At 64.3% G+C, this 21305-nt stretch carries 21 protein-coding genes; 5 read left to right on the forward strand and 16 right to left on the reverse strand.

Going from position 1 to position 21305, the window contains the following annotated elements:
• Positions 1 to 20: 20 nt before the first annotated feature.
• The 6 genes from BMI91_RS06660 to BMI91_RS06685 form a co-directional block, all read right to left on the reverse strand.
• Positions 21 to 695, reverse strand: coding sequence for a flagellar hook assembly protein FlgD (locus tag BMI91_RS06660; RefSeq protein WP_158522109.1), 675 nt, complete (start codon positions 693 to 695; stop codon positions 21 to 23).
• Positions 696 to 705: 10 nt separating this feature from the next.
• The gene (locus BMI91_RS06665; RefSeq protein ID WP_078604353.1) at positions 706 to 2076 is read right to left on the reverse strand and encodes a flagellar hook-length control protein FliK; all 1371 of its coding nucleotides are present in this window, start codon (positions 2074 to 2076) and stop codon (positions 706 to 708) included.
• Positions 2077 to 2089: 13 nt separating this feature from the next.
• The gene (locus BMI91_RS06670) at positions 2090 to 2854 is read right to left on the reverse strand and encodes a sulfotransferase family protein (protein ID WP_078604354.1); all 765 of its coding nucleotides are present in this window, start codon (positions 2852 to 2854) and stop codon (positions 2090 to 2092) included.
• 10 nt (positions 2855 to 2864) lie between these two features.
• Entirely contained in the window at positions 2865 to 3608 is a 744-nt protein-coding gene (locus BMI91_RS06675) for a sigma-70 family RNA polymerase sigma factor (protein ID WP_078604355.1), read from the reverse strand.
• A gap of 240 nt (positions 3609 to 3848) precedes the next feature.
• Complete coding sequence (locus tag BMI91_RS06680; RefSeq protein ID WP_146684022.1) at positions 3849 to 4256, reverse strand: hypothetical protein; 408 nt, start codon at positions 4254 to 4256, stop codon at positions 3849 to 3851.
• Positions 4257 to 4604: 348 nt separating this feature from the next.
• Positions 4605 to 5354 carry a winged helix-turn-helix transcriptional regulator gene (locus BMI91_RS06685; RefSeq protein ID WP_078604357.1) on the reverse strand — a complete coding sequence of 250 codons (750 nt, stop codon included), beginning with the start codon at positions 5352 to 5354 and terminating at the stop codon, positions 4605 to 4607.
• 322 nt (positions 5355 to 5676) lie between these two features.
• Here BMI91_RS06685 and BMI91_RS06690 point away from each other — a divergent pair, with 322 nt between their 5' ends.
• The 3 genes from BMI91_RS06690 to BMI91_RS06700 all read left to right on the forward strand — a co-directional run bounded on the left by BMI91_RS06690 (position 5677) and on the right by BMI91_RS06700 (position 7943).
• Positions 5677 to 5946, forward strand: coding sequence for a MucR family transcriptional regulator (locus BMI91_RS06690; protein WP_078604358.1), 270 nt, complete (start codon positions 5677 to 5679; stop codon positions 5944 to 5946).
• 169 nt (positions 5947 to 6115) lie between these two features.
• Positions 6116 to 6580 (forward strand): Ros/MucR family transcriptional regulator, encoded by a 465-nt coding sequence (locus BMI91_RS06695; protein WP_078545118.1) that lies wholly within the window; start codon positions 6116 to 6118, stop codon positions 6578 to 6580.
• A 199-nt stretch (positions 6581 to 6779) separates the two neighbouring features.
• A complete protein-coding gene (locus BMI91_RS06700; RefSeq protein ID WP_078604359.1) occupies positions 6780 to 7943 on the forward strand; it encodes a flagellar motor protein MotB in 1164 nt (387 codons plus the stop codon).
• A gap of 76 nt (positions 7944 to 8019) precedes the next feature.
• Here the strand turns inward: BMI91_RS06700 and dapA are convergent, their stop codons facing one another.
• Positions 8020 to 8892 carry a 4-hydroxy-tetrahydrodipicolinate synthase gene (dapA, locus tag BMI91_RS06705; protein ID WP_078545113.1) on the reverse strand — a complete coding sequence of 291 codons (873 nt, stop codon included), beginning with the start codon at positions 8890 to 8892 and terminating at the stop codon, positions 8020 to 8022.
• A 154-nt stretch (positions 8893 to 9046) separates the two neighbouring features.
• Here dapA and BMI91_RS06710 point away from each other — a divergent pair, with 154 nt between their 5' ends.
• Entirely contained in the window at positions 9047 to 10993 is a 1947-nt protein-coding gene (locus tag BMI91_RS06710; RefSeq protein WP_078604360.1) for a lytic transglycosylase domain-containing protein, read from the forward strand.
• A 112-nt stretch (positions 10994 to 11105) separates the two neighbouring features.
• On the opposite strand, the gene BMI91_RS06715 is transcribed toward BMI91_RS06710, so the two are convergent.
• Positions 11106 to 11978 (reverse strand): DMT family transporter, encoded by an 873-nt coding sequence (locus tag BMI91_RS06715; RefSeq protein ID WP_078604361.1) that lies wholly within the window; start codon positions 11976 to 11978, stop codon positions 11106 to 11108.
• Positions 11971 to 12645, reverse strand: a complete 675-nt coding sequence (gene mnmC2, locus BMI91_RS06720; protein ID WP_078604362.1) for a tRNA (5-methylaminomethyl-2-thiouridine)(34)-methyltransferase MnmC2 — start codon at positions 12643 to 12645, stop codon at positions 11971 to 11973. The genes BMI91_RS06715 and mnmC2 overlap by 8 nt, the downstream gene beginning before the upstream one ends.
• A gap of 49 nt (positions 12646 to 12694) precedes the next feature.
• Here mnmC2 and BMI91_RS06725 point away from each other — a divergent pair, with 49 nt between their 5' ends.
• Positions 12695 to 13744, forward strand: a complete 1050-nt coding sequence (locus BMI91_RS06725; protein WP_078604363.1) for an NAD(P)/FAD-dependent oxidoreductase — start codon at positions 12695 to 12697, stop codon at positions 13742 to 13744.
• A gap of 211 nt (positions 13745 to 13955) precedes the next feature.
• Here BMI91_RS06725 and BMI91_RS06730 read toward each other — a convergent pair whose 3' ends face one another.
• The 7 genes from BMI91_RS06730 to BMI91_RS06760 all read right to left on the reverse strand — a co-directional run bounded on the left by BMI91_RS06730 (position 13956) and on the right by BMI91_RS06760 (position 21045).
• The gene (locus tag BMI91_RS06730; RefSeq protein WP_244176566.1) at positions 13956 to 14684 is read right to left on the reverse strand and encodes a sterol desaturase family protein; all 729 of its coding nucleotides are present in this window, start codon (positions 14682 to 14684) and stop codon (positions 13956 to 13958) included.
• Between the two features lie 116 nt (positions 14685 to 14800).
• On the reverse strand, positions 14801 to 15217 hold the full coding sequence (locus tag BMI91_RS06735; protein WP_078571533.1) for a Na+/H+ antiporter subunit G: 417 nt from the start codon (positions 15215 to 15217) through the stop codon (positions 14801 to 14803).
• Between the two features lie 7 nt (positions 15218 to 15224).
• Entirely contained in the window at positions 15225 to 15494 is a 270-nt protein-coding gene (locus BMI91_RS06740; protein ID WP_078522019.1) for a K+/H+ antiporter subunit F, read from the reverse strand.
• Positions 15491 to 15982, reverse strand: coding sequence for a Na+/H+ antiporter subunit E (locus tag BMI91_RS06745; RefSeq protein WP_078604365.1), 492 nt, complete (start codon positions 15980 to 15982; stop codon positions 15491 to 15493). The genes BMI91_RS06740 and BMI91_RS06745 overlap by 4 nt, the downstream gene beginning before the upstream one ends.
• A gap of 13 nt (positions 15983 to 15995) precedes the next feature.
• Positions 15996 to 17711: a monovalent cation/H+ antiporter subunit D gene (locus tag BMI91_RS06750; RefSeq protein ID WP_078604487.1), complete on the reverse strand. Its 1716-nt coding sequence runs from the start codon at positions 17709 to 17711 to the stop codon at positions 15996 to 15998.
• Positions 17711 to 18049: a Na+/H+ antiporter subunit C gene (locus BMI91_RS06755; RefSeq protein WP_078522021.1), complete on the reverse strand. Its 339-nt coding sequence runs from the start codon at positions 18047 to 18049 to the stop codon at positions 17711 to 17713. The genes BMI91_RS06750 and BMI91_RS06755 overlap by 1 nt, the downstream gene beginning before the upstream one ends.
• Positions 18049 to 21045 carry a monovalent cation/H+ antiporter subunit A gene (locus BMI91_RS06760; RefSeq protein WP_078604366.1) on the reverse strand — a complete coding sequence of 999 codons (2997 nt, stop codon included), beginning with the start codon at positions 21043 to 21045 and terminating at the stop codon, positions 18049 to 18051. The genes BMI91_RS06755 and BMI91_RS06760 overlap by 1 nt, the downstream gene beginning before the upstream one ends.
• Positions 21046 to 21305 lie beyond the last annotated feature (260 nt).

Consider the following 21305-nt stretch of genomic DNA (forward strand, 5'->3'; position numbering starts at 1 on the left):
CGCGCCGGGGGACACTCGCGTCAGCCCGACACCGCAACGATGAGCGAGCTGGGCACTTCCTCGCCGTTGCGCAGAACCAACGACTGCCCCTGCGACGAGAACCGCACCTGCTCGACCTGCGTGCTGGGATAGGTGTCATAGGAAACCGCATTGCCATTGGTATCCTGCGCGTCGATCTCGACCCGGAACGTGTCATCGGGCACCGGCAGCCCCGCGGAATCGCGCCCATCCCAATTCAGCGCGATCTTCTCGCCCGAACGTCCGGGCAGGCCTGTGATCCGGCGCAGTTCGGTCCCGTCCTCTGTCTTGATGATCGCGGTCACCTTGTCGGCGGGTGCGGCAAGCTCGTAGCTGGTGCTGGCCTGACCGTCGCGCAGCTCGATCCGGTCGGAGGCGAGCGACACCGTCTTGCCCATCAGGGCCACATCCGACATCCCGCCGATCGCGCTCAACTTGGCGTCGATGGTCTTGAGGTTGGTATTGGTCTGCACTGATTGCTCGACCTGACTGAGCTGCGCCAGCTGCGAGACGAATTGCGTCGAGTCCATCGGCTTCAGCGGATCCTGATTTTTGATCTGCGCCGTCAGCAGCTGGAGGAAGCTGTTGTAATCCGCCGAGAGCTTCGACTGCGCGGTGTTCGTCGCGGCATCGGTCGTGGCCGCGGTCGGCGTGGTGCTTGTCGGGGAAATGCTCATCTGTAGCTCCTCAGGTCCTGATATCCAGTTGTCCGTCGTCGATGGTGGGCTGCCAATCGGCGCCCAGCACGGGGACCTCTTCGTCAATGCTCGCGCCTTGGCCGGAGGAGCGTTCTTCTTCGCCTTCGTCATGACCGCCGAATTGCTCGAAATCGAGCGTGCCGCTATCCATCTGCAAGCCCTGCCCCGCCAGGATCGCCGCGAGCGTCTCGCGATCCCCGCGCAATGCGCTCAGCACCGCCGGACTTTCGGCCCGAACGACCACGTTGACCTGACCGCGCTTGTCGCGCTCCACGTCGATCTCGATATCGCCCAGACCGCGCGGGGTCAGGGCCACGCGGGTGCGTCCCTCCTGCAGATCGGCGCGGCGGAGCTGCGTCGCGACAAAGGCCGCAAAGCGCGGCGAGGGCTGGGCCGTCTGCCCCGGTTGCGCCGCAGCCTCGCTGCGGGCTGCGTGACTTGCGTCATGCTGCGTGAGCCGTGCCACGGCCGCATCGGGCAGCGCCCCGGCGCGGGCGGCCTCGGCGAATGGCTGTGTCGGTCTGGGGTCGGCTTTGCTCGGCGCGGCGGGCAGCAGTGCGGCCTGCGCCTCGGCCTTGCCGGTCTTCCCCGCGCCTTTCGCGGCCGCTTCCAGAACGGCGCGCACGCGCGGGTCCATGTCGTTCTGCGGGACCTCCGGCGCAAGTGGCGCGGGCACTGCCCCGGCCAGCCCCTGCGGAACGGATGTGATGATCTGCGACTGCGTCTGCGGTGCCTCAGGCTTCGGCTGTTTCGTCAGAGATGACTGGTCGCCAGCGGAGGGCGCGGGCATGAGACCGGCGACCGATTGGGTCCGCGCGCCGCCCTTTTGCGGCAATGCAGCCGCAGGTGGCTTCGCTTGCAGACCGAGCGAGACCAGAAGGCTCGCAAAGACCTCGTCGATCGTGTCGCTTTGGTCGTGCGCATGATCCGAAGCGGGCTTTGCCTCCGTACCGCCAGTTTGCAGCGGCATCCCTTTTAGCGCTTGGGCGAGAGCTTCCTGCAATTTCGTGCCATGCGCGGCGTCGAATTCGGCGAGCACTGTCGCGAGCGACGTGCCCAGCTCTTTCAGCACCGCCCCGATCGGCTTGCCCTGCGCCAATTCGGCCAGCGCACCGTCCCGAACCTTCTGCAGCTTCCCGGCCAGTTCGGCCTGAAGCGCGGGATTCTCCGCGAGGATCGCCGCTGTCGCACCCTTGGGCGAGGCGGCCGCAGGCGATGCCCCCGCCTTCGCGGCACTGCCCGCATCCGGTTGCGCGCCCTGCAAAAGCGATCCGAAGCCGGTCGCCTCCGATGACGACTTCCGCCCGGCCCCTGCGCCAGAGGCCGTCGTCTTCAGCAACGTCGCAGCTATCGCGTCCATCTCATCGTCCTCTTCACACTAAACCCAAGCGCTTGCTCCGGCGCCCCGACGCCGCCTGCCACTCCATGAAGGGCGCGAACCAGTCGCGGTTCTTTTCGTAGCCAAGCTGCTCGAGCAGATCGAACAGCACCGGGAAGCGCGAGAATTGATCGCAGATGCGCGCCCGATGTTCTTCGTCGCGCCACTTCGCGCGGGCCTTCTCGACCGGGCGGATGCCGTTGAGCGGCCCTTTCAAATCCTCCGGGATCTCGGCCGCACCGAAATCGGAGAAGTGCCCCTCGAACTTCAGATCGAGCGCATCGCGCAACTTCTCCTGAATCCTGTCGGGATCATCGGCAAGGTCTTCGTATTTCAGAAGGAAGACGCCTTGCGGGAAAATGCCGGATTTCAGCACGATCGCGATCGCCTCGTGGATCTGCAGCAGCCCCGGCATGACCGGCGCGGGCGCATCCGCGCCGCCGATGAAATACATCGCATCTGCCGAGATGAAGTAATCGTCCGGCACCGCCGAATGACGGCTCACGAGGATGTCGCGCGGATCGCGCAGAGGCACGATCAGATCGATCCGCTTGTTGCGGACATTGGCCCGCGCGATATTCGCGATCTGGAAGATATCCAGCGGCCGCTTGCTGACCCAGTCGCCCGGTTGCCCGATCGTGGACAGTGCGCTGGTCTCGCGCGGCGGGATCTCGAACCCTTTGAGGGTCTCACGCAGCATATTGTAGAACAGTGTCGTGCCCGCGCGCCCATGTCCTGCGATCATCAGATGACGTGCCATCCCAGCCCTCTCAGTTCAGCATCGCAGGGCTGAACCCGCGCTTTTCAAGGCATCGCTTCAACCGGATGAGCGCGCGCTTTTCGACCTGCCGGGCGCGCTCGCGGCTCATCCCGAGATCGCGGGCCAGATCGTCGAGCGATTCCGGCGGCGTCTGCAGTTTGCGCCGCAGCACCATCTCGCGATCCGGCGCATCCAGATCGTCCAGCGCATCTTCCAGAACCTCATGCGCCGCGCGCGCCGCGGATGCGGCCAGAGTCTGTTCCTCGGGTGTGAGGTCCGGGCTGCGCATCATTTCCATCATCTCGGCATCGCTGTCGTCGAACGACTTGGCATCCAGCGCCACCAGTCCGGTCAGAAGCTGGCTCGCCTCGGGATTGTCGAGCCGCCCCATCCGCGCATCGAGATAGACCCGCGCCGGCACATCTATCACCGTCTTGATCCGGGCGAGCGCATTTAGGACGCAGGTCATCACCCACCAGTGCGAATAGGTGGAAAATCGAACATCCTGCGTCAGGTCGAACCTCTCGGCGGCACGCATCAGACCGATGATCCCTTCCGCCACGAGGTCTTCGAGCTCGACCGGATTGGTCGCCCAGCGACGCGCCTGCGCATAGGCCTGACGGACATGCGAGCGCAGGAGAATTTCGAGCGAGTCCCGATCCCCATATTCCTGCCAGCGCGAGATGGCCTGCCGTTCTTCTTCAACATTCAGAAATGGCGCATCAAGTGCAGCACGGAAGCTCAATGCAAACATTACTCCGCCTCTATCCGCTCTATCCTTGAAGAACAGAAGACCACGGGGGCATGCTTGGAAAAAGCTTTACTTGATTAAAGGCAAGTTAATCGGAGGCTTTTCTGGTTAACCTCGGATTAATGCTGCGGGAGGCCGCGCCGCCTCTCGAGACGGCGCGGCATTCTCATGACTTTGTCAGACTGGCCCGGTCCGCCAACCGAGCGCAGAACGCATCGCGACCGTTTTCCCCGGCCTTCGCGCTCACAGGTGACTGCCCGTCGCGGTCGCGCTGCGATCCCGTGCATCTTCGTGCAGCGAAAAGCCACCGCGTGCGGGCGACGCCATCGCCGGCAGCCGGAGGTCGATCGCACGGTCCCCAAAACCATGCTTCACCCCTGCGACTTGCGTCGGCTCGATCACCACGAGGCTTCCATAAGGCACCTCGATTCCAAGCTCTTCCGCAAGAATATCACCAAGCGAGATTCCCGGCAGAAGCTCTTCGGCTTCGGGCAGCACGAGCAAGCTTGCATCCTTGCGAGTCGAGCGCAGCAAAACACTGTGCGCAGGCAGAAGCGCAGCCGCCACCAAACTTCCCTGAGACCCTGCGCCCGATGACGTTTGCGTCACCGAACCTTCCCAAATCTGCGCTAACAAATCGTTATTTTTCATGGACATCCCTAATCCCCGAGTCCCCAAATTCCAGTAACGGCAGATTACCAGCGATTCACGATCCGGTAAGGTTAAGGATTGTTAAACCGTAAGGCGAGTAAGGATAAATTCTACGTGAAGGCGGCGAGCCCGTGACCGCCAAGTTATCCCCAGACCGACAACGGGCGAAGTGTTGGAAAGCCTATTTTTCTTAGGTTCAAACACTATCGGTTGTGGACACCCCCTCAATCATCCACAGCTTGTCGATGGTGCGACCACAGATTGTGTGCTCACGATCAGTCGCCGAGATGTTAACAATTAATAGCTTGACAGCGACTACCGCTAAAACAGTCTCAGAGACTCAACAACTCAATCTGAAGTTGCAAGGCTGCGCGACTTCCCGACGGGAATCTCGTAGAACGAGTAACCAGCCGAACGCACTGTTTCCACGACATATCTCTCGCCGAACGCGTCACGCAGCTTCTTGCGAATCTTGGTGATGTGAACGTCGAATTTGCGATCACCATAGACCCACATGCAGTTGTCGATTCGTCGCGACAGCGCGTCCCGCGTGACGATTCGTCCGCCGCTCCGGATCAGCTCGATCATGATCTCCCCCTCCGTGGGGGTAAGCTGCACCGCCTCGACGGCATCAGGGCCGGTCAGGCGGTTTTCCTCGTCGATCTTGAGGCGAGCGACCCGCTTTTCTTCGCTCGGGAAGCTGATGGGCAGGCTGTTGCCCGCCCGAAGCCAGAGACGCGCGACCAATTCCCTCTGAGAATAAGGCTCTCGGATCACATCATCGGCGCCGGCCAGAATCATCTCGGCAGCAAGCTCTCCGTCCGGAGTGGAGTCGACGAAGAAGATCAGGCTCTCCTTCGTACTGACGCGCGCAGTTCGGATCAGATCCGCGGCACCCTCTGCGTCGGCAAGGCTGATCAGCAAGATACATGGGGTTCCATGCAGCAGAATATATTGCTCGGCCTCAATCGCAGTTGCGAAAGGCAAAGGCTCCCAGCCGCAGCATGCGCGAAAGAAGTCGGCCAACTGTCCTTGCTTAGCGCCTTCTTCCGCTACGATGATGACGTTCTGTCTCCGCATGGCGTCCGAGCCAAACAAAAGGCAACTCCCCGTATCCCTCAGCGCTTTCGGGGCGAAACTCAGGCCTCACGCCCATCCCCGTTGCACCGTCACTTCCGAATAACACCGAGCGTCAGATTGGATGGCAGAGCAAAAATCCGCCGAGCCTGACATCTTTGCATTTTCGAATTATTATCCCTGCGATATGCGATAATTCACGTGTTTTTGCCAGACAAGTCCAGCCTGTGCCTTGAAATAGGACGCATCGACGGACGTTCAGCGGAAAAATTGGATTTCTTTGACCTAACTTTAAGAATTTCTTCAATCTTTCCCCTAAGAACAAAACCATGTGAGAGTAGACATGACGCAACAATCCACGGCTTGCGCCGGCGCGCCCGCGACTTCCCGCCCCCCAGCGGTGCCGATTTCGGAGAGTGTCTTTCCTGATCGGCTGATCTGCCTGGAGACGGGCCGCCCGATCAAGATGTTGAAGCGTCATCTTAAAAACCTGCTCGGAATGACCTTCGAGGAATATCGCGCCAAATGGGGCCTGCCGCCGGACTATCCCACGAGCGCCCCGGACTATCAGCTCGCCAAGCAGCGCTGGCGCACGTGCGACAAACTGCATTGATCACCGCCAGGACAGTCGAAGCACTCAACAGAACAATCCTGCGCAGAAAATATGTATTTGCAGGAAACCCAAGCACAGACACTCGCGTTTATTGACAGAAACGCATGTTGCACGTAACTTTCTCTACTAATCCGGGGATAGTGCAAAATTTAAGCATTGGAGAGACCACATGTCGAAGGATCGGCCCACGGATGCAGCTAACATTATCGCGACAGTGGCTGCCGCCTATGCCGCCCGCGCGGATGTAACGGCGGATCAAGTGGTCGACCTCGTGGCGAAGCTCTCCGCGCAGTTTGGCGAGGAGCTGGGCGAGGCAAGCGCCTCTCATGCAGCGGACACAGCCACGGCGAACGCCAGCCATGCACGCCCGCAACCCGCGCTTCCTATTGAAGACGCGGTGACCGAGGATAAGGTCTTCTGCCTGTGCTGCGGGCGCGGCTTCAAGATGCTCAAACGCCATCTCGGCTCGGAACACGGGCTGAGCGAAGACGAATATCGGACCCTGTTCAATCTGCCCGCCGATATGCCGCTTGTCGCGCCCAGCTATTCGGCGCGCAAAGCGGCCTATGCCAAGAAAGTCGGCTTGGGCAAGCACAGCCGCGACGACCTCGAAGCCTCGCTTCACGACGCCTGAGCGCGCGCGGGCCGCACAACGCCCGCCGCCCGAAAACGGTTCCAAAGCCACCGTTGCGCGGCTTTGTTTCCAGATCATGAACGATTATCGCCCTCTTTTGGCCCATTTTTAATCCGACAACCCACAGTCAGGGGCTGCAGAAGACGTATGCCCTGAGAATACAGCTGGCTCCGGTCGGCGAGGTGGGAAAGGGCAATCCATGGCACGGTCGAACCAAGCGCCGATCATTGTGAAGCGGAGCGATGACGATCACGAATCCGAGCATCATGGCGGTGCGTGGAAAGTCGCCTACGCGGACTTCATGACCGCGATGATGGCCTTCTTCCTGCTGATGTGGATCCTGTCGGTGTCGGACGAGAACCAACTGACCGGGATCGCCGATTACTTCGCGCCGGCGAAAATCTCGATGCAGGCGCCCGGTGGCACCGGTCCGCTCGCTGGCGAGACGATCGGGCCGAAAGGCGTCCTGAACGCCTCGCGTGCCAATGATGCCATCCCCGCCAATCCCGGCGTCGGACAAGCGACCGATCCCTCGACCGAGATGGCCAACGCCTCCGGCAAATCCAAAGACACCACGCCCGACGCGACGACAGACGAGCTCGCAGCCGCGGCAATGGCAACGACTGAGGCCGGAGATGCGACCGACGCGAAGACCGCCGCCGCCACGCCGCATGCTATTGACGACGCCCGCTTCGAGACGCTTCAGACCCGGATCACGCAAGCGATCCAGCACGTCCCGGACCTCCGCCCGCTGCAGCAAAACGTGCTGTTCCGCCGCACGCCGGACGGGCTGAATATCGAGGTCGTGGATCAGGCTGGCAAAGCCATGTTCGCCTCGGGCAGCGCGAAGATCGACGGGCCGACGTTGAAGCTGATGGATCAGCTCGGGCGCGCCCTCTCCGATCTGCCCAATGACGTGCTGATCGCGGGCCACACCGACTCGGTCCCTTATCAGAAAGCTGGCGGCACTTACGGAAACTGGGAACTGTCCTCGGACCGCGCTAATGCGACGCGCCGGGCGCTCGTGACGGCTGGGGTCGCTCCGGAGCGTATCACCCGCGTCTCGGGCCTCTCGGACACCGATCCGCTGAAACCGGCAGAGCCCCGCGATCCCTCCAACCGCCGGATCACCGTGACCCTCGCCTATCTTCATCCGAAAACCGATGCGCCCGCGCCGACCGATACGGCGACGCCGCGGCTCGAGGCGAATGCGGAGCCCGCGGCCCCGCAACCGGCCCCGGCAGTCGAACACGCCGCCCCCGAAGCTGCCGCGCCCGCTGCACCCGCCGCGCCGAGCACGTCGGAACAGCCGCAGAAATTCAGCTCCGTCGCGATGGACGATCTGCGCAGCGCTCTGCAATAACCCCCATCATCAATGAAAAACGCCGGCGCGATCCTCATCGCGCCGGCGTTTTCTTGTCTTCGCTTGGATCGGAACCTCAGATCAGACCGGCATGCGCCATCGCGGCGTCGATCGCGGCCTTCGTCTCGGGCAGAAGCTCGGTCAGCGGCAGACGCACTTCGGCCGAGCACATGCCCAGCTTCGACATCGCGTATTTCGCGCCCGCAACGCCCGGCTCGAGGAAGATCGCCATGTGCAGCGGCATCAGCTTGTCCTGATAGCTCAGCGCCTTGGCGTAATCGCCCGCAAGCGTCGCCTCCTGGAACTCGGCGCAAAGCTTCGGCGCGACATTCGCGGTCACCGAGATGCAGCCCACGCCGCCATGCGCGTTGAAGCCGAGCGCGGTCGCGTCTTCACCGGACAGCTGGATGAAATCGGGGCCGCAGGTCGCGCGCTGCATCGAGACCCGCTCCAGCTTGCCGGTCGCGTCCTTCACGCCGACGATGCGCGGCAGCTTGGCCAATTCGCCCATCGTCTCGGGGATCATGTCGATCACCGAGCGGCCGGGAATGTTGTAGATCACGATCGGCAATTCGCAGGCATCGTGCAGCGCGCGGTAATGCTCGATCATGCCGCGCTGCGTCGGCTTGTTGTAATAGGGCGTCACGACGAGCGCCGCATCGGCCCCGGTTTCGGCCGCGTGCTGGATCAGACGGACGCCTTCGGCGGTCGAGTTCGAGCCTGCGCCCGCGATGATCGGGATACGCCCCTTCGCGGCTTTCACGACCTCGGTGATGACGGTCATATGCTCGGCATGGCTCACCGTCGGGCTTTCACCGGTGGTGCCGACCGGCACGAGGCCGTGGCTGCCCTGGTCGATATGCCACTCGACGAGTTTCTTGAGCGTGTCCAGATCCAGTTCGCCGTCCTTGAACGGCGTGACCAGTGCGGGAAGAGACCCTTTGAACATGACACGCTCCTTTTTTTGGTTGGGCCGGGGGGTGAGTCGTCCCGGCGGAAATCGGCCGGGTTATAGGCGGTTGCGCGACGGTTGCCAACTTGTGATTCATCCCCATCTGTGAGAGGCCCGTATCAAAGGGACAAACCCGCGACCACGAGCAGCCATGATGATCCGACGCCAGTTCCTCGCCGCGCTTGCGGCTTCGAGTTTCGCGCTCTCGCCGGCCGCGCTTCGCGCCGCGAGTTCGGCGCTGTCCGACGCTTTCGCCGCGGCCAATTCCGGGAACTGGGACGAGGCCGAAAATCTCGCGCGCCGCGTCGGCCCCCTGGGCTTCGATGTCATCGAGTGGAAACGCCTGCGCGACGGCGAAGGAGACTTCGCCGACTATCTCGATTTCGCCACCCGCCGCGCCGATTGGCCCGGCATGCCGTGGCTGCGCGAGAAGGGCGAGGCCACGCTCGACGGCATCCCGCCGCGCGAGGTGATCGCCTATTTCAAACTTGGCCCGCCGCAGACCGGCACCGGCGCGCTGGCGTTGATCGGTGCGCATCTCGCTTTGGGGCAGAAGGCGCTGGCGGCTGAAGTCGCCAAGACCGCATGGCGCCAACTGCCGATGGACGGAGACGAGCAGGCGAAATTTCTCGCCGACTACCCTTCGCTTATCTCTGCCGATCATGGCGGGCGGATGCAGAACATGCTCGATCGCGGGCATCTGTCGGATGCGCGCCGGATGGTCGGTCTGGTCACGCCGGGCACCAAGGCTGTGGCCGAGGCACGGATCGCCCTGCAGGCGCGCGAGAATGGCGTGGACGATCTCGTCGCCGCCGTGCCCGGCTATATGGTCGAACGCTCCGCAGGGCTTGCCCGCGACCGCGCGATGTGGCGCTGGCGCGCCGGGCTGGAGGACGGCGCGGCAGAGTTGATCCTAGAACGGTCGAAATCCGCAACCGATCTGGAAGACCCCGACCTTTGGGCGACGCTCCGCGGCTATCAGTCGCGCTGGGACCTGCGCGCGGGCAATACCCAGCGCGCCTATGATCTCGCCTCCTCGCATCATCTGGAACCCGGTGGGGCCGATTACGCCGACCTCGAGTGGGTGGCGGGCTATGCCGCGCTGAAACTGGGCCGCGCCGATACGGCCTACAGCCATTTCCACAATCTCGAAAAGGCGGTGGACGGGCCGATCTCGTCGTCGCGGGCATGGTATTGGCAAGGCCGCGCGCTGGAGGTTCTGGGCCGCAGCGACGAAGCCAAGGCCGCATGGCGCAAAGGCGCGGAAAATCAGGACGCCTATTACGGCCTCCTGTCGGCGGAGCGGCTGAACCTGTCCCTGCCCACGAATTTCGCCAAGGGCCCCGAGCTGCCCGACTGGCGGCGCTACAAGCTGCGTCATTCTTCCGTCTTCAAGGCCGCGCAGCTGCTTTACGAGGCCGGGGAAAACGAGCTGGGCGCGCGCTTCGTGCTGCATCTCGAGGAAAGCCTCGGGCCGGGCAATTTCGGCGCGCTCACGAAGTACGCGCTTGAGGAGGACGACACCTATCTCGCGCTGATCATCGGCAAACGCGCCGCGCTGAAGGGCGAGATCATCGCGCAGGCGCTCTGGCCGATCCCGGGGCTGACGAGCCACGATCTGGGCGTGCCGGAAGAAGTCGTCCTCGCGGTCGCCCGGCGCGAGAGCCAGTTCGCGATCGGCGTGGGCTCTCCGGTGGGCGCGCAGGGTCTGATGCAGCTCATGCCCGGCACCGCGAAGATGATGGCGGATAAAACCGGCCTGCCCTACGAGAAGGCGCGGCTGACGACGGATGCGACCTACAATCTCAAGCTCGGCGGTGCCTATCTGGCGGAGCTGCGCGACGAGTTCGGGCCGTCTTCGGTGCTGGTCGCCTCGGGCTACAACGCAGGGCCCGGACGTCCGCGCAACTGGATGGAAGATCGCGGCGATCCGCGGATCGGCACGGTCGACGTGATCGACTGGGTCGAGATGATCCCCTTCACCGAGACCCGCAACTACGTCATGCGCGTCTCCGAGGCGATCCCGCCTTACCGCGCGCGGCTGGGCAAGGGTGAGGTGAAATTCACCGACATCCTGCGCGGTGACGTGACGGATTGAGGGGCGCTGCCTCCCCGTCGCCGCAGGGCGACAAATGAAAAGAGGAGAGGGGCGCTGCCCCTCGGCCTGACGGCCTCACCCCGGGATATTTGCACCAAGCCGAAAGAGGCGGTCACGCCTCTTGGGCCACCCGCGCGCGCCAGAGCGTGAAGAGCCCCGCGCTGACCACGACCCCCGCGCCGATCACCACGTTCCACTCCAGCGACTCGCCGAAGACGACGACGCCCAGAGTCGAGGCGAAGACCAGTTGAAGATAGGCGAAGGGCTGGATCGCCGACGCTTCGGCCACCTCATAGGCCTTGATCAGCAGGAAATGCCCGGTCGCGGCGGTGAAGCACAGCACGACCATCCATGCCCAGTCGGACGCGATCATGTTCTCCCAGTGCCAGATGCCGACCGCCGTGATCACCAGTGCCCCGATCACGCCGGTGTAGAAGAAGGACACCGAGGCCGGATCGACGCGGCCCACATAGCGCGTCATTAGCGAGTAGAGCGCGAACAGCGTCGCCGCCGCCAGCGGGATCAGCGCATAGGGAGAGAACACACCGAAGCCGGGCTTGAGGATGATGAGCACCCCGATGAAGCCCACACCGATCGCCGCCACGCGCCGCCAGCCGACCTTCTCGCCCAGCACCGGCCCGGAAAGCGCCGCGACCAACAGCGGGTAGCAAGCGAAGACCGCATGGGAATGGACGAGCCCGAGATAGACGAAGGCCTGCACCATCACGACCACCTCGGTGATCAAGATGAGCGAGCGGATCACCTGCGCCCAAGGCAGGCCCGAGCGCGTCGCCCGCTTGATCCCGCCGGGGCTGCGCGCTGCGATCACCAGCACGAAGGCAGCGAAGAACCAGAAGCGCACCATCAGCGCCATATAGACGTTATAGGTCTCGGCCAGATGGCGCGAGATGCCGTCCTGAAGCGCGAAAATGAAGGTCACCGCGACCATCAGCGCGATGCCGCGGCGGGTCGATTGTTCAACCATGTTTCACCCCGCGCGACATATGGCGTTTGCGCCCGAAGCCCGGACTGCGGTTGACCTCGAAGCCCGCGGCCTCGAGGGCGCGGCGCACGAAACCTGCCGCCGTATAGGTCGCGAATGTGCCGCCCGGCGACGTATGGGCGCCGACCTCGGCCATCAGATCGTCGCCCCAAAGCTCGGGGTTTTTCGCGGGCGAGAACCCGTCGAGGAACCACGCATCGGCCACGCTGTCCCAAGCGGGAAGCGCCGTGCGCGCATCACCCTCGATGATCTCCACCGCGACCGGACCGAGTTGAAACTGGCGCTGCCCTGCAGCCCAGGCTTCCAGATAAGGACCGGCCACGGGCGCGACCTCCGGAAATGCGTCCAGCGCCCGTGCGATCTCGTCTGCCTCCATCGGATAGGCCTCGAAGGAGGTGAAGCGGATCGGGCAGTCCTCGGGGCAGGCCAGCCGCAGCGCGAGCAGGTTCAGCCCCGTGCCGAAGCCCAGCTCGGCCACGTGAAAACCCGGACGCAGCTGCGCAGGCAAATCATTGCCCGCCAGAAACACATGCCGCGTCTCGTCCAGACCGCCCGCAAGGCTGAAATACGGATCGTCGAACCGCCGCGAGACCGGCACAAGGTCATCGCGCCAATCGAGATCGGCTTTGCTCTGGTCAGGGGCGTTCATCGGGGATAGTCCACAGTCTCCGGCCCAGCCTTGAAGCAGGAGGCGCGAAATGACAAGCGGCAGACACGACATAACCGTGCGCGGCGGCGGCATCTTCGGCCTCGCGATCGCATATCAGGCAGCGAAGCGCGGCGCGAAGGTCCGGCTGATCGAGCGCAGCCGCATCGGCGCGGGCAGTTCGGGCGGCCATGTCGGCGCGCTCGCCCCGCATGTGCCGGAGAACTGGAACCCCAAGAAACAGTTCCAGTTCGAGAGCCTGCGCATGGCGGAAGCCTTCTGGGCCGACGTGCAGCGTATCGGTGGCGGCGATCCGGGCTATGCGCGTCTCGGGCGGCTCCAGCCGCTGGCGGATGAGGCGCAGATCGCGCGCGCCAGGGACCGTGCGGCAGGGGCGGCCGAGCTGTGGCAGGGCTTCGCCACATGGCGCGTGGCCGAGGCTGCGGAGTTCGGCACCTTCGCGCCTCCCTCGCCCACCGGGCTCGTGATCCATGACACGCTCACGGCGCGCGCCAATCCGCGCGCCGCCGGGGCTGCGCTGGTCGCGGCGCTCAAAGCGATGGGCGCGGAGATCGTGATCGACGAGGCCGAGGAGGTTGGTCCGGTCATCCACGCGACCGGCGCCGAAGGATTGGCCGAGCTGAACGCGGTGGTCGGCAAAACCGTCGGCACCGGCGTGAAGGGCCAATCGGCGCTCTTCCGATACGCGGCTGGCGACGTGCCCCAGCTCTTCGCGGAGAGCCTCCACATCATTCCCCATTCCGATGGAACGGTAGCGATCGGGTCGACCTCCGAGCGCGACTTCGACGCGCCCGACACGACCGATGCGCAGCTCGACGCGCTGATCGAGAAGGCCCGCGCGCTTTGCCCGCCCCTCGCCGAAGCCCCGGTGATCGACCGTTGGGCCGGGGTGCGCCCGCGCGCCAAGTCGCGCGCGCCGATGCTGGGCGTCTGGCCCGACCGTCCGGGGCATTTCATCGCCAATGGCGGGTTCAAGATCGGCTTCGGCATGGCGCCGAAAGTGGCTGAGGTGATGGTCGATCTAGTGCTGGAGGGGCGCGACACGATCCCCGAAGGCTTCCGCGTGACCGACAACCTGTAAGGGGCTCCGCCCCCGGCCTGCGGCCTCCCCCGGGATATTTCTCCCAAGAGGAAGAAAAACGCCCGGCTCGAACCCGGTTGCGGGCGGCTGGCCGGGCGCTTCCCCTTGGGCGGCCATCGGCGTCCCCGCCTGTTCCGCGAGATCAGGGTCAGGCGATTCTGGTTACGGAAGGTTTAACTTCCTCTTGGCGGAAATATCCCGGGGGCGCGCGTCAGCGCGCGGGGGCAGCGCCCCCTCCGACATGACCCGCCCGCGAGACCTCTGCCTCGGTGATCCCGAAGCGCGGGGCGAATTTCTCGCGTGCCGCGATCAGACGCGGGTCGTCGGGGCGCAGGCCGAGGGTCCGGATGAACTCGACGCGGCTTTGGGTCTTGAGCTGATCGCGCGAAATCGCGGTGCCCATCAGCCGGTCGATCACCTCGCCCCCTGCTGTGACATGAAACCATTTCGAGAAGTCGCGGAAATGGTGCTGGTTGTGCAGCGTCGAGACATGGCGCTCGATCGCGGTCTTCTTCACGGTGACATGGGCGGTGGTGTGGAACCATTCATAGGCGAGGAAGGTCGCAGCGCCGCCAAGCGGCACGACGGCCACGGCGATATCGAACGCATAAGGCACGCCGATCAGCGACAGCACCGCCCAAAGCAGCGCGGTATTGCCCACGAGCACCGGCACGATCACCGAGAGCGGCGCGAACAGAAGCGGCCAGCAGGTGGGGAATTCGTGGTGGCCGTAATGCACCCGGTAGAGCCAGTTGAAGGCCCATTGCCGCTTCGGCGGCGCCATGTGGAAGATGTAGCGGTGGAGCCCGTATTCGTTGAGCATCTGCGCCGGGATCCCCAGCAGCGCGACCGCCCAGAGCCACCAAGGCCCCTGCGCGATCCAATAGGCCGCCGCGGCGACGACTGCGATCATCACCCAGATCGACAGATGGGACAGCATCAGCCGCATCCGCATCGCGAAAGTCTCCCGAAATCTCCTCCGGAGATCAGCCTGCCACGGGTTACGCGCGCGTCAAAGCGTTTCGCAACGTCAGGGCCAGTCAGTCGTTCTCGTCGTCAGTCGTTCTCGTGCGGGATGTTCTTTTCCCGATCGACCGCCAGTTCGCCCTTCGAGGTATCGGCGTCGGCTGTGTGCACCGCCCAGTCGCCCTCGCCTGCGGGCTTTGGCAGCTTCTCGGCCGGCCAGTCGCGGAAGATATTGGCCTTCGAGATGAAATGCGCGGTGATCGGGGCTGTCAGGAAGATGAAGATGGTGACCATCAGCTCGTGCAGGGTCAGGTGGCCCTGCTTCACCGCGAACCAGACCATCGAGGCGATCAGGATCGCGCCCACGCCCAGCGTTGCAGCCTTGGTCGGCGCGTGCAGGCGGGTCATCGGGTCGGGCAGCTTGACCAGCCCGAAGCTGCCGACGAGGCCGAAGATGCCGCCGATCACGAGCAGCGCGGAAATCAGGATATCCCAGAACAGTTCCATCACGCCCTCACTCGATAATGTCGCCGCGCAGGATGAACTTGGCGAAGGAGACCGTCGCCACGAAGCCCGTCATTGCGTAAAGGATCGACGCCTCGAAGAAGAGCGCCGTGCCCTCCCAGATGCCGAACAGCACGATCATCGCGATCGCGTTGATCGCCATCGTGTCGAGCGCGAGAACCCGGTCGGTCACGCCCGGCGCCTTAACGACCCGGTAGAGGTTGAACAGCAGCGCCAGCGAATAGCAGGCGATGGCGAAGATCAGGGCATAGGTGATCATTCGAAAATCTCCTTCAGGCGGGCCTCGTAGCGGGACTTGATCTCGTCGCGCACCTCGTCGGCATCGGGCGCATGCAGCGCGTGGACCAGCAGCGAGTGACCGTCGGCGGCCAGCTCCGCCGTCAGCGTCCCGGGCGTCATCGTGATCGTGCCCGCCAGCACCGTCACCGCCTCGGGCGTGACGATGTCGAGCGGCACCGTGACCCAGGCCGGGTGCAGCTTGGAGTTGGGCATGAAGAGCACGATCTTCGCCACGGTGATATTCGCGACGATGATATCCCAGATCACGATGGAGATGTACTCGATGATCTTCAGCGGCTTCGCGAAACGCGGGCGCGCGGGCCAGTAGGGCGCGGTGATCCACGGGATCACGAGCCCGACGAGGATCGCGAAGACCAGCGAATTGAGCGTGTAGCTATTGGCCAGCATCAACCAGACCATCACCAGCGTGACGGTCAGGTAGGGGTGGGGAAGGATCTTGCGGATCATCTCTTTGCTCCCCTCAATGCGCCGCGGCGGGGGCGTCCTGCCCCGTCTCGGTTCCGGTGTGGGTGTCGGTCTGATCGGCGGGCTGAGTGTCGGCATGCGGGTCGGCGGCATTGGCGTCGCCACCATGGCCGTCCTCGGCCTGCATCTCCTCGCTCACTTCCATATGCCCGTGCTCATGGGCCCCGATCCGTGCCGCCTCCTGCGCGCGCTCTTCCGCGCCAGCGAGAACCGCGTCGATATATTGCGACGGCGTGAAAAGCTGCGCGGAGGTGCCCTGCAGCCAGGTGCTCGCAGGGCCGGCAAGCGCGGTCAGCGCCACCGATCCGGCCAGCAGGATGCCGGTCGCGGTAAAGGCGAGGCCCGGCGAGCTCGCATCCTTCGGCGCGGGCGGCAGATCGTCCTCCTCGGCCTCGACCGCGTAGGAGCGCCAGAACACCTGACTACCCGCACGGGCATAGCCCACGATGGCGATCAGCGAGGTCACCAGAACCGTGGCCCAAAGCGCCCATTGGCCGCGCGTCGCATCCAGGATCATCAGCTTGCCAAGGAAGCCCGAGAGCGGCGGCATCCCGGCCATCGCGATTGCGCCCATGAAGAACATGCCCGCCATCAGCCCGTGGTTCTTCATCAGCGGCGCATCGGTAAAGCCGAGCCCCCAACGCCCGCGCCGCTCGCGCACGAGATCGGCGATCAGGAACATCGCGCCGGCGGTCAGCGTCGAGTGGATCATGTAGTAAAGGCCCGCCGAAGTGGCGCCTTGGGTGAATTGCGCAAATGCCAGCATCATCGTCCCGACCGAGCCGATCACCGCATAGGCGACCGTGCGGCCCATATCGCGAGCTCCGAGAATGCCGATCATCCCGATCGCGATCGTCAGGAAGGCCGAAGGCAGCAGGATGTCATGGGCAAGCGTGCCGATCGTGCCGGTGATCGGGAAGATCAGCGTATAGACGCGGACGATTGCGTAGGTGCCGACCTTGGTCATGATTGCAAACAGCGCTGCCACCGGGCCGGGCGCGTTCGTGTAGGTCGCGGGCAGCCAGAATTGCAGCGGCACCAGCGCGGCCTTGACCGCGAAGACCAACATCAGAAGCGCCGCACCGACCTTGATCAGCGCCGTCTGCTCGGTCGGCATCTCGGCCACCTTCACCGCCAGATCCGCCATGTTGAGCGTGCCTGCCGTCGCGTAGATGGTCCCCAGCGCGAAGAGGAACAGCGTGGAGCCTGCGAGGTTATAGACCACATATTGTACGCCCGATTTCAGCCGCGCGCGCCCGCCGCCATGGATCATCAGACCGTAGGAGGCGATCAGCAGAACCTCGAAGAAGACGAACAGGTTGAACGCGTCGCCCGTAAGGAAGGCGCCGTTAATCCCCATCATCTGGAACTGCATCAGCGAGTGGAAATGCCAGCCACGTTTGTCCCAGCCCGAGCCGATCGCATAAAGCACGATCACGAGGCCGAGGATCGAGGTCAGCAGCAGCATCAGCGCGGACAGCCGGTCGAGGACCAGCACGATGCCGTAGGGCGGCTCCCAGTTGCCGAGGCGATAGACCTCGGGCGGGCCCATCGACGCCGACACCATCAGCACGATGGCCAGCACCAGAAGCGCCGACATGCCGAGGATCGAGGCCACGCGCTGCGTGACCAGATCGTAGCGCATCCACAGCACGATCAGCGGCGCGAGCATCGCCGGGATCAGGACGGGCGCGATGATCCAATGCTCCATCATTGGCCGTCCTCCTCTTCCTCGAGGTCGATGCGGTCATTGCCCGCCTCGATGAAGGCGCCAAGCGCGAGCATCACCACGACCGCGGTCATCCCGAAGGAGATCACGATCGCGGTCAGGACCAGCGCCTGCGGGATCGGGTCTGTATAGGAGGTCACGCCGTCGCGCAGGATCGGCGGCTGGTTGATCACCAGACGGCCCGTGGCGAACAGGAACACGTTCACCGCGTAGGACAGCAGCGACATGCCCACCACCACGGGGAAGGTGCGCAGACGCAGGATCATGTAGATGCCGGCGGCGGTCAGCACGCCGATGGCCGATGCAACGAGCACTTCCATCAGTGATCGCCCCCGTTGGTCTTCTTGTTCTCGTGCACGGTGTCACGCTCGTTCTGGGTGGCTTCGCGCGCGGCGCGGGCGGTCTTCCACCAGCGGCGCGGCACTTTGGCTTCGGGCGGATAGGGCCCGGCCGAGAGCGGCGCGAGCACGCGGGCCTCCGGCTTCTCGGCCGCGATATGCGCGCCCTCCTCGCCGCCTTCCTCGCCCATTGCGGCGCGGCGCGCGAGGCGGCTCAGCCCGCCAAGCGCCAGCATCACCGAGCCCACGACGCCGAGGAACACGCCGAGGTCGAAGCCCGCAGCGGTCGCCAGCTCGAACTTGTCGAGACCGGGCAGTTTCACATAGCCGAAATCGGAGGTGAGGAAGGGCATGTCGTTGAAGAAGGCCCCGGCCCCGGTGATCCCTGCGACCAGCACGCCCGACGCGATCAGCACGTGATAATAGACCTTCTGGCGCGCCTGCGTCCACGCAAAGCCCGAGGCCATGTATTGCGTCACCAGCGCGATCGCGACCACGAGACCGGCGATGAAGCCGCCGCCGGGCGCATTGTGGCCGCGCAAGAAGATATAGAGCCCCACGACCAGCGCGATCGGCATCATCACCCGCGTCACGATCAGCAGCATCAGCGGGTGCTTGTCGCCGCCACGCGGCACGTCGGGGCGCCACGCGATCAGCTTGCGCGAGGACGCGCCCTGCAGCAGCGCCTCGGTCAGCGCGAAGATCACCAGCGCGGCGATGCCCAGCACCGTGATCTCGCCGAACGTATCGTAGCCACGGAAGTCCACGAGGATCACGTTCACCACGTTGTCCCCGCCCGCAAGGTTGTAGCTGTTGTCGAGCATGTAGCCGGACATCGTCGGGAAGGCGAAATCGCGGGTCAGCAGCGCGTAGATCAGCCCCGAGACCGCGACGCCCGCCGCGACCGAAAGCCCGACGTCAAAGCCGATCTTCATCCGGCTGGATTCGATCGAGGTGATCTTGGGCAGGAAGTTCAGCGCGAGAAGCATCAGCACCGTCGTCACGATCTCGACCGAGATCTGCGTCAGCGCGAGGTCGGGCGCGGAAAGGAAAATGAAGGAGATCGAGACGGTCAGGCCGACGATCCCGATCAGCACCAGCGCGAGGATGCGGTTGTGATGGAAGGCGACGATACACATCGTGGCGGTCAGCAGCAGCAGCCACGAGGTCACCGCCGCGCCGTTCACCGGCGTCAGCGCGCGGGTCTGCGGCCCCAGCGTGCCGCTCATGAAGGCGTAGAGCCCCACCCCGACCGCGGTGATCGTGAACAGCATCAGGTAACGCGCCATCGCGCCGGTATGCAGCCCTTGGGTGATCCAGGCCGCAAGGCTCTGCACCTTCACGACCACCCAGTCGAACATCGCCTTGGCCTCGGGGCGCGGGGTGGCGTCCCAGAGGCGCTGGAACGGGCGATGCGCGGCGAGCAGAGCGATACCGCCGGTGACGGCAATGGCCGACATGATCAGCGCGGGCGTGACGCCGTGCCAGATCTTCAGCTCGTGCATGTGATAGCCGCCACCGACGACTGCATTGGTCGCCATCTGGACATAGCCGCCCGCCACCGCCATCGGGAACAGACCGATCGCGATCACGAGGAAGGCGAGGAAGGCCGGGCTGATCCACATGCCGAAGGGCGGATCATGCGGGGTCTTCGGCAGATCCTGCGGCGGCGGGCCGAAGAAACCGTGGCTGATGAAGCGGAAGGCATAGGTGGCCGAGAACAGCGCCGCGATGGTGGCCAGCACCGGGATCAGCCAGCTATTGTCGAGCCATTTCGTATGGGCCGCGGCTTCCAGCATCATCTCTTTCGACAGGAAGCCGTTGAAGAAGGGAATGCCCGCCATCGACAACGCCGCGATGGTCGCGATCACGAAGGTGATCGGCATCAGCTTGCGCAGCCCCGAGACGCGGGTCAGGTCACGCGTGCCCGCCTCGTGATCGACGATGCCCGCCGACATGAAGAGCGCCGCCTTGAAGGTCGCGTGGTTGATGATGTGGAACACGGCGGCCAGCGCCCCGGCCTCGGTCCCTAGTCCCAGCATGAAGGTGATGAGCCCCAGATGCGAGACGGTCGAGAAGGCCAGCAGCGCCTTCATGTCGTGTTTGAAGATCGCGATCTTCGCGGCGATCAGCATGGTGATCAGGCCAACGCTCGCCACGATATAGAACCATTCCGGCGTGCCCGAGAGCACCGGCCACATCCGCGCCATCAGGAACAGCCCCGCCTTCACCATCGTGGCGGAGTGCAGATAGGCCGAGACCGGCGTCGGCGCCGCCATCGCGTGCGGCAGCCAGAAATGGAACGGGAACTGCGCGGATTTGGTGAAAGCGCCGCCGAGGATCAGCAGCAGCGCCGGGATGTAATAGGGGCTCGCCTGAATGGCGTCCTTGTGCTGCAGGATCTCCGAGATGTCGTAGCTGCCCGCGATATTGCCGAGGATCAGCATCCCCGCGATCATCGACAGACCGCCCAGACCGGTCACGGTCAACGCCATGCGCGCGCCCTGACGGCCCGCAGGCAGGTGCTTCCAATAGCCGATGAGCAGGAAGGAGCTAAGCGAGGTCAGCTCCCAGAAGATCAGCAATAGCAGGATGTTGTCGGACAGCACGATGCCCACCATCGCGCCCTGGAACAGCAGCAGATAGGTGTAGAACTGACCGACCGGGTCCTTGTTCGACAGGTAGAACCGCGCGTAGAGGATGATCAGCAGCCCGATCCCGAGGATCAGCGTCGCGAACAGCATCCCCAGACCGTCGATCCAAAAATTCACGTTCAGGCCCAGCCAGGGCAGCCAGTCGATCTTGGTCTCGACGACACCACCCGCCATCACGGTCGGCAGGTTCAGCAACAACCCGAGCAGCGCCAGCCCCGTGAACAGGGCCGAAACCGCGGCGGCATTGGTGCGTCCGGTGCGGATAAGGATCGACGGCATGGCTGCGCCCAGGAAGGGCAAAGCGGCGATCAAGGCAGGCGACATCTTCTCTCCGGTCCGTTCTTTGGCGGGCCTTGGGGCGATGGATGCGACCGCACTCTCCCCCCGCGCAAGCATTACTTTACCTGCGCACAGGGGGCATGTCTGTCAAGCTTCGCGACGGCGTTTCCTGAGTAGAATCGCAAGGCATTGTGCGGAGGCCGCCTCAAAGCGGCAGCGATCGACCCTTCTCCCGCCATTTTGCACATGCGGCATTCTGCGGCACAAATGTCGCTGAATCGGCGGGAAATCGCGCTTTTCGATGC

The sequence above is a fragment of the Thioclava sediminum genome (assembly GCF_002020355.1).
Taxonomy (GTDB): domain Bacteria; phylum Pseudomonadota; class Alphaproteobacteria; order Rhodobacterales; family Rhodobacteraceae; genus Thioclava; species Thioclava sediminum.

Bases quoted from the DNA above. Each gene is read 5' to 3' on its own strand.
- BMI91_RS06660 (WP_158522109.1), bottom strand. From the start codon at position 695: ATGAGCATTTCCCCGACAAGCACCACGCCGACCGCGGCCACGACCGAT.
- BMI91_RS06665 (WP_078604353.1), bottom strand. From the start codon at position 2,076: ATGGACGCGATAGCTGCGACGTTGCTGAAGACGACGGCCTCTGGCGCA.
- BMI91_RS06670 (WP_078604354.1), bottom strand. From the start codon at position 2,854: ATGGCACGTCATCTGATGATCGCAGGACATGGGCGCGCGGGCACGACA.
- BMI91_RS06675 (WP_078604355.1), bottom strand. From the start codon at position 3,608: ATGTTTGCATTGAGCTTCCGTGCTGCACTTGATGCGCCATTTCTGAAT.
- BMI91_RS06680 (WP_146684022.1), bottom strand. From the start codon at position 4,256: ATGAAAAATAACGATTTGTTAGCGCAGATTTGGGAAGGTTCGGTGACG.
- BMI91_RS06690 (WP_078604358.1), top strand. From the start codon at position 5,677: ATGACGCAACAATCCACGGCTTGCGCCGGCGCGCCCGCGACTTCCCGC.
- BMI91_RS06695 (WP_078545118.1), top strand. From the start codon at position 6,116: ATGTCGAAGGATCGGCCCACGGATGCAGCTAACATTATCGCGACAGTG.
- BMI91_RS06700 (WP_078604359.1), top strand. From the start codon at position 6,780: ATGGCACGGTCGAACCAAGCGCCGATCATTGTGAAGCGGAGCGATGAC.
- dapA (WP_078545113.1), bottom strand. From the start codon at position 8,892: ATGTTCAAAGGGTCTCTTCCCGCACTGGTCACGCCGTTCAAGGACGGC.
- BMI91_RS06710 (WP_078604360.1), top strand. From the start codon at position 9,047: ATGATGATCCGACGCCAGTTCCTCGCCGCGCTTGCGGCTTCGAGTTTC.
- BMI91_RS06715 (WP_078604361.1), bottom strand. From the start codon at position 11,978: ATGGTTGAACAATCGACCCGCCGCGGCATCGCGCTGATGGTCGCGGTG.
- mnmC2 (WP_078604362.1), bottom strand. From the start codon at position 12,645: ATGAACGCCCCTGACCAGAGCAAAGCCGATCTCGATTGGCGCGATGAC.
- BMI91_RS06725 (WP_078604363.1), top strand. From the start codon at position 12,695: ATGACAAGCGGCAGACACGACATAACCGTGCGCGGCGGCGGCATCTTC.
- BMI91_RS06730 (WP_244176566.1), bottom strand. From the start codon at position 14,684: ATGCTGTCCCATCTGTCGATCTGGGTGATGATCGCAGTCGTCGCCGCG.
- BMI91_RS06735 (WP_078571533.1), bottom strand. From the start codon at position 15,217: ATGGAACTGTTCTGGGATATCCTGATTTCCGCGCTGCTCGTGATCGGC.
- BMI91_RS06740 (WP_078522019.1), bottom strand. From the start codon at position 15,494: ATGATCACCTATGCCCTGATCTTCGCCATCGCCTGCTATTCGCTGGCG.
- BMI91_RS06745 (WP_078604365.1), bottom strand. From the start codon at position 15,982: ATGATCCGCAAGATCCTTCCCCACCCCTACCTGACCGTCACGCTGGTG.
- BMI91_RS06750 (WP_078604487.1), bottom strand. From the start codon at position 17,711: ATGGAGCATTGGATCATCGCGCCCGTCCTGATCCCGGCGATGCTCGCG.
- BMI91_RS06755 (WP_078522021.1), bottom strand. From the start codon at position 18,049: ATGGAAGTGCTCGTTGCATCGGCCATCGGCGTGCTGACCGCCGCCGGC.
- BMI91_RS06760 (WP_078604366.1), bottom strand. From the start codon at position 21,045: ATGTCGCCTGCCTTGATCGCCGCTTTGCCCTTCCTGGGCGCAGCCATG.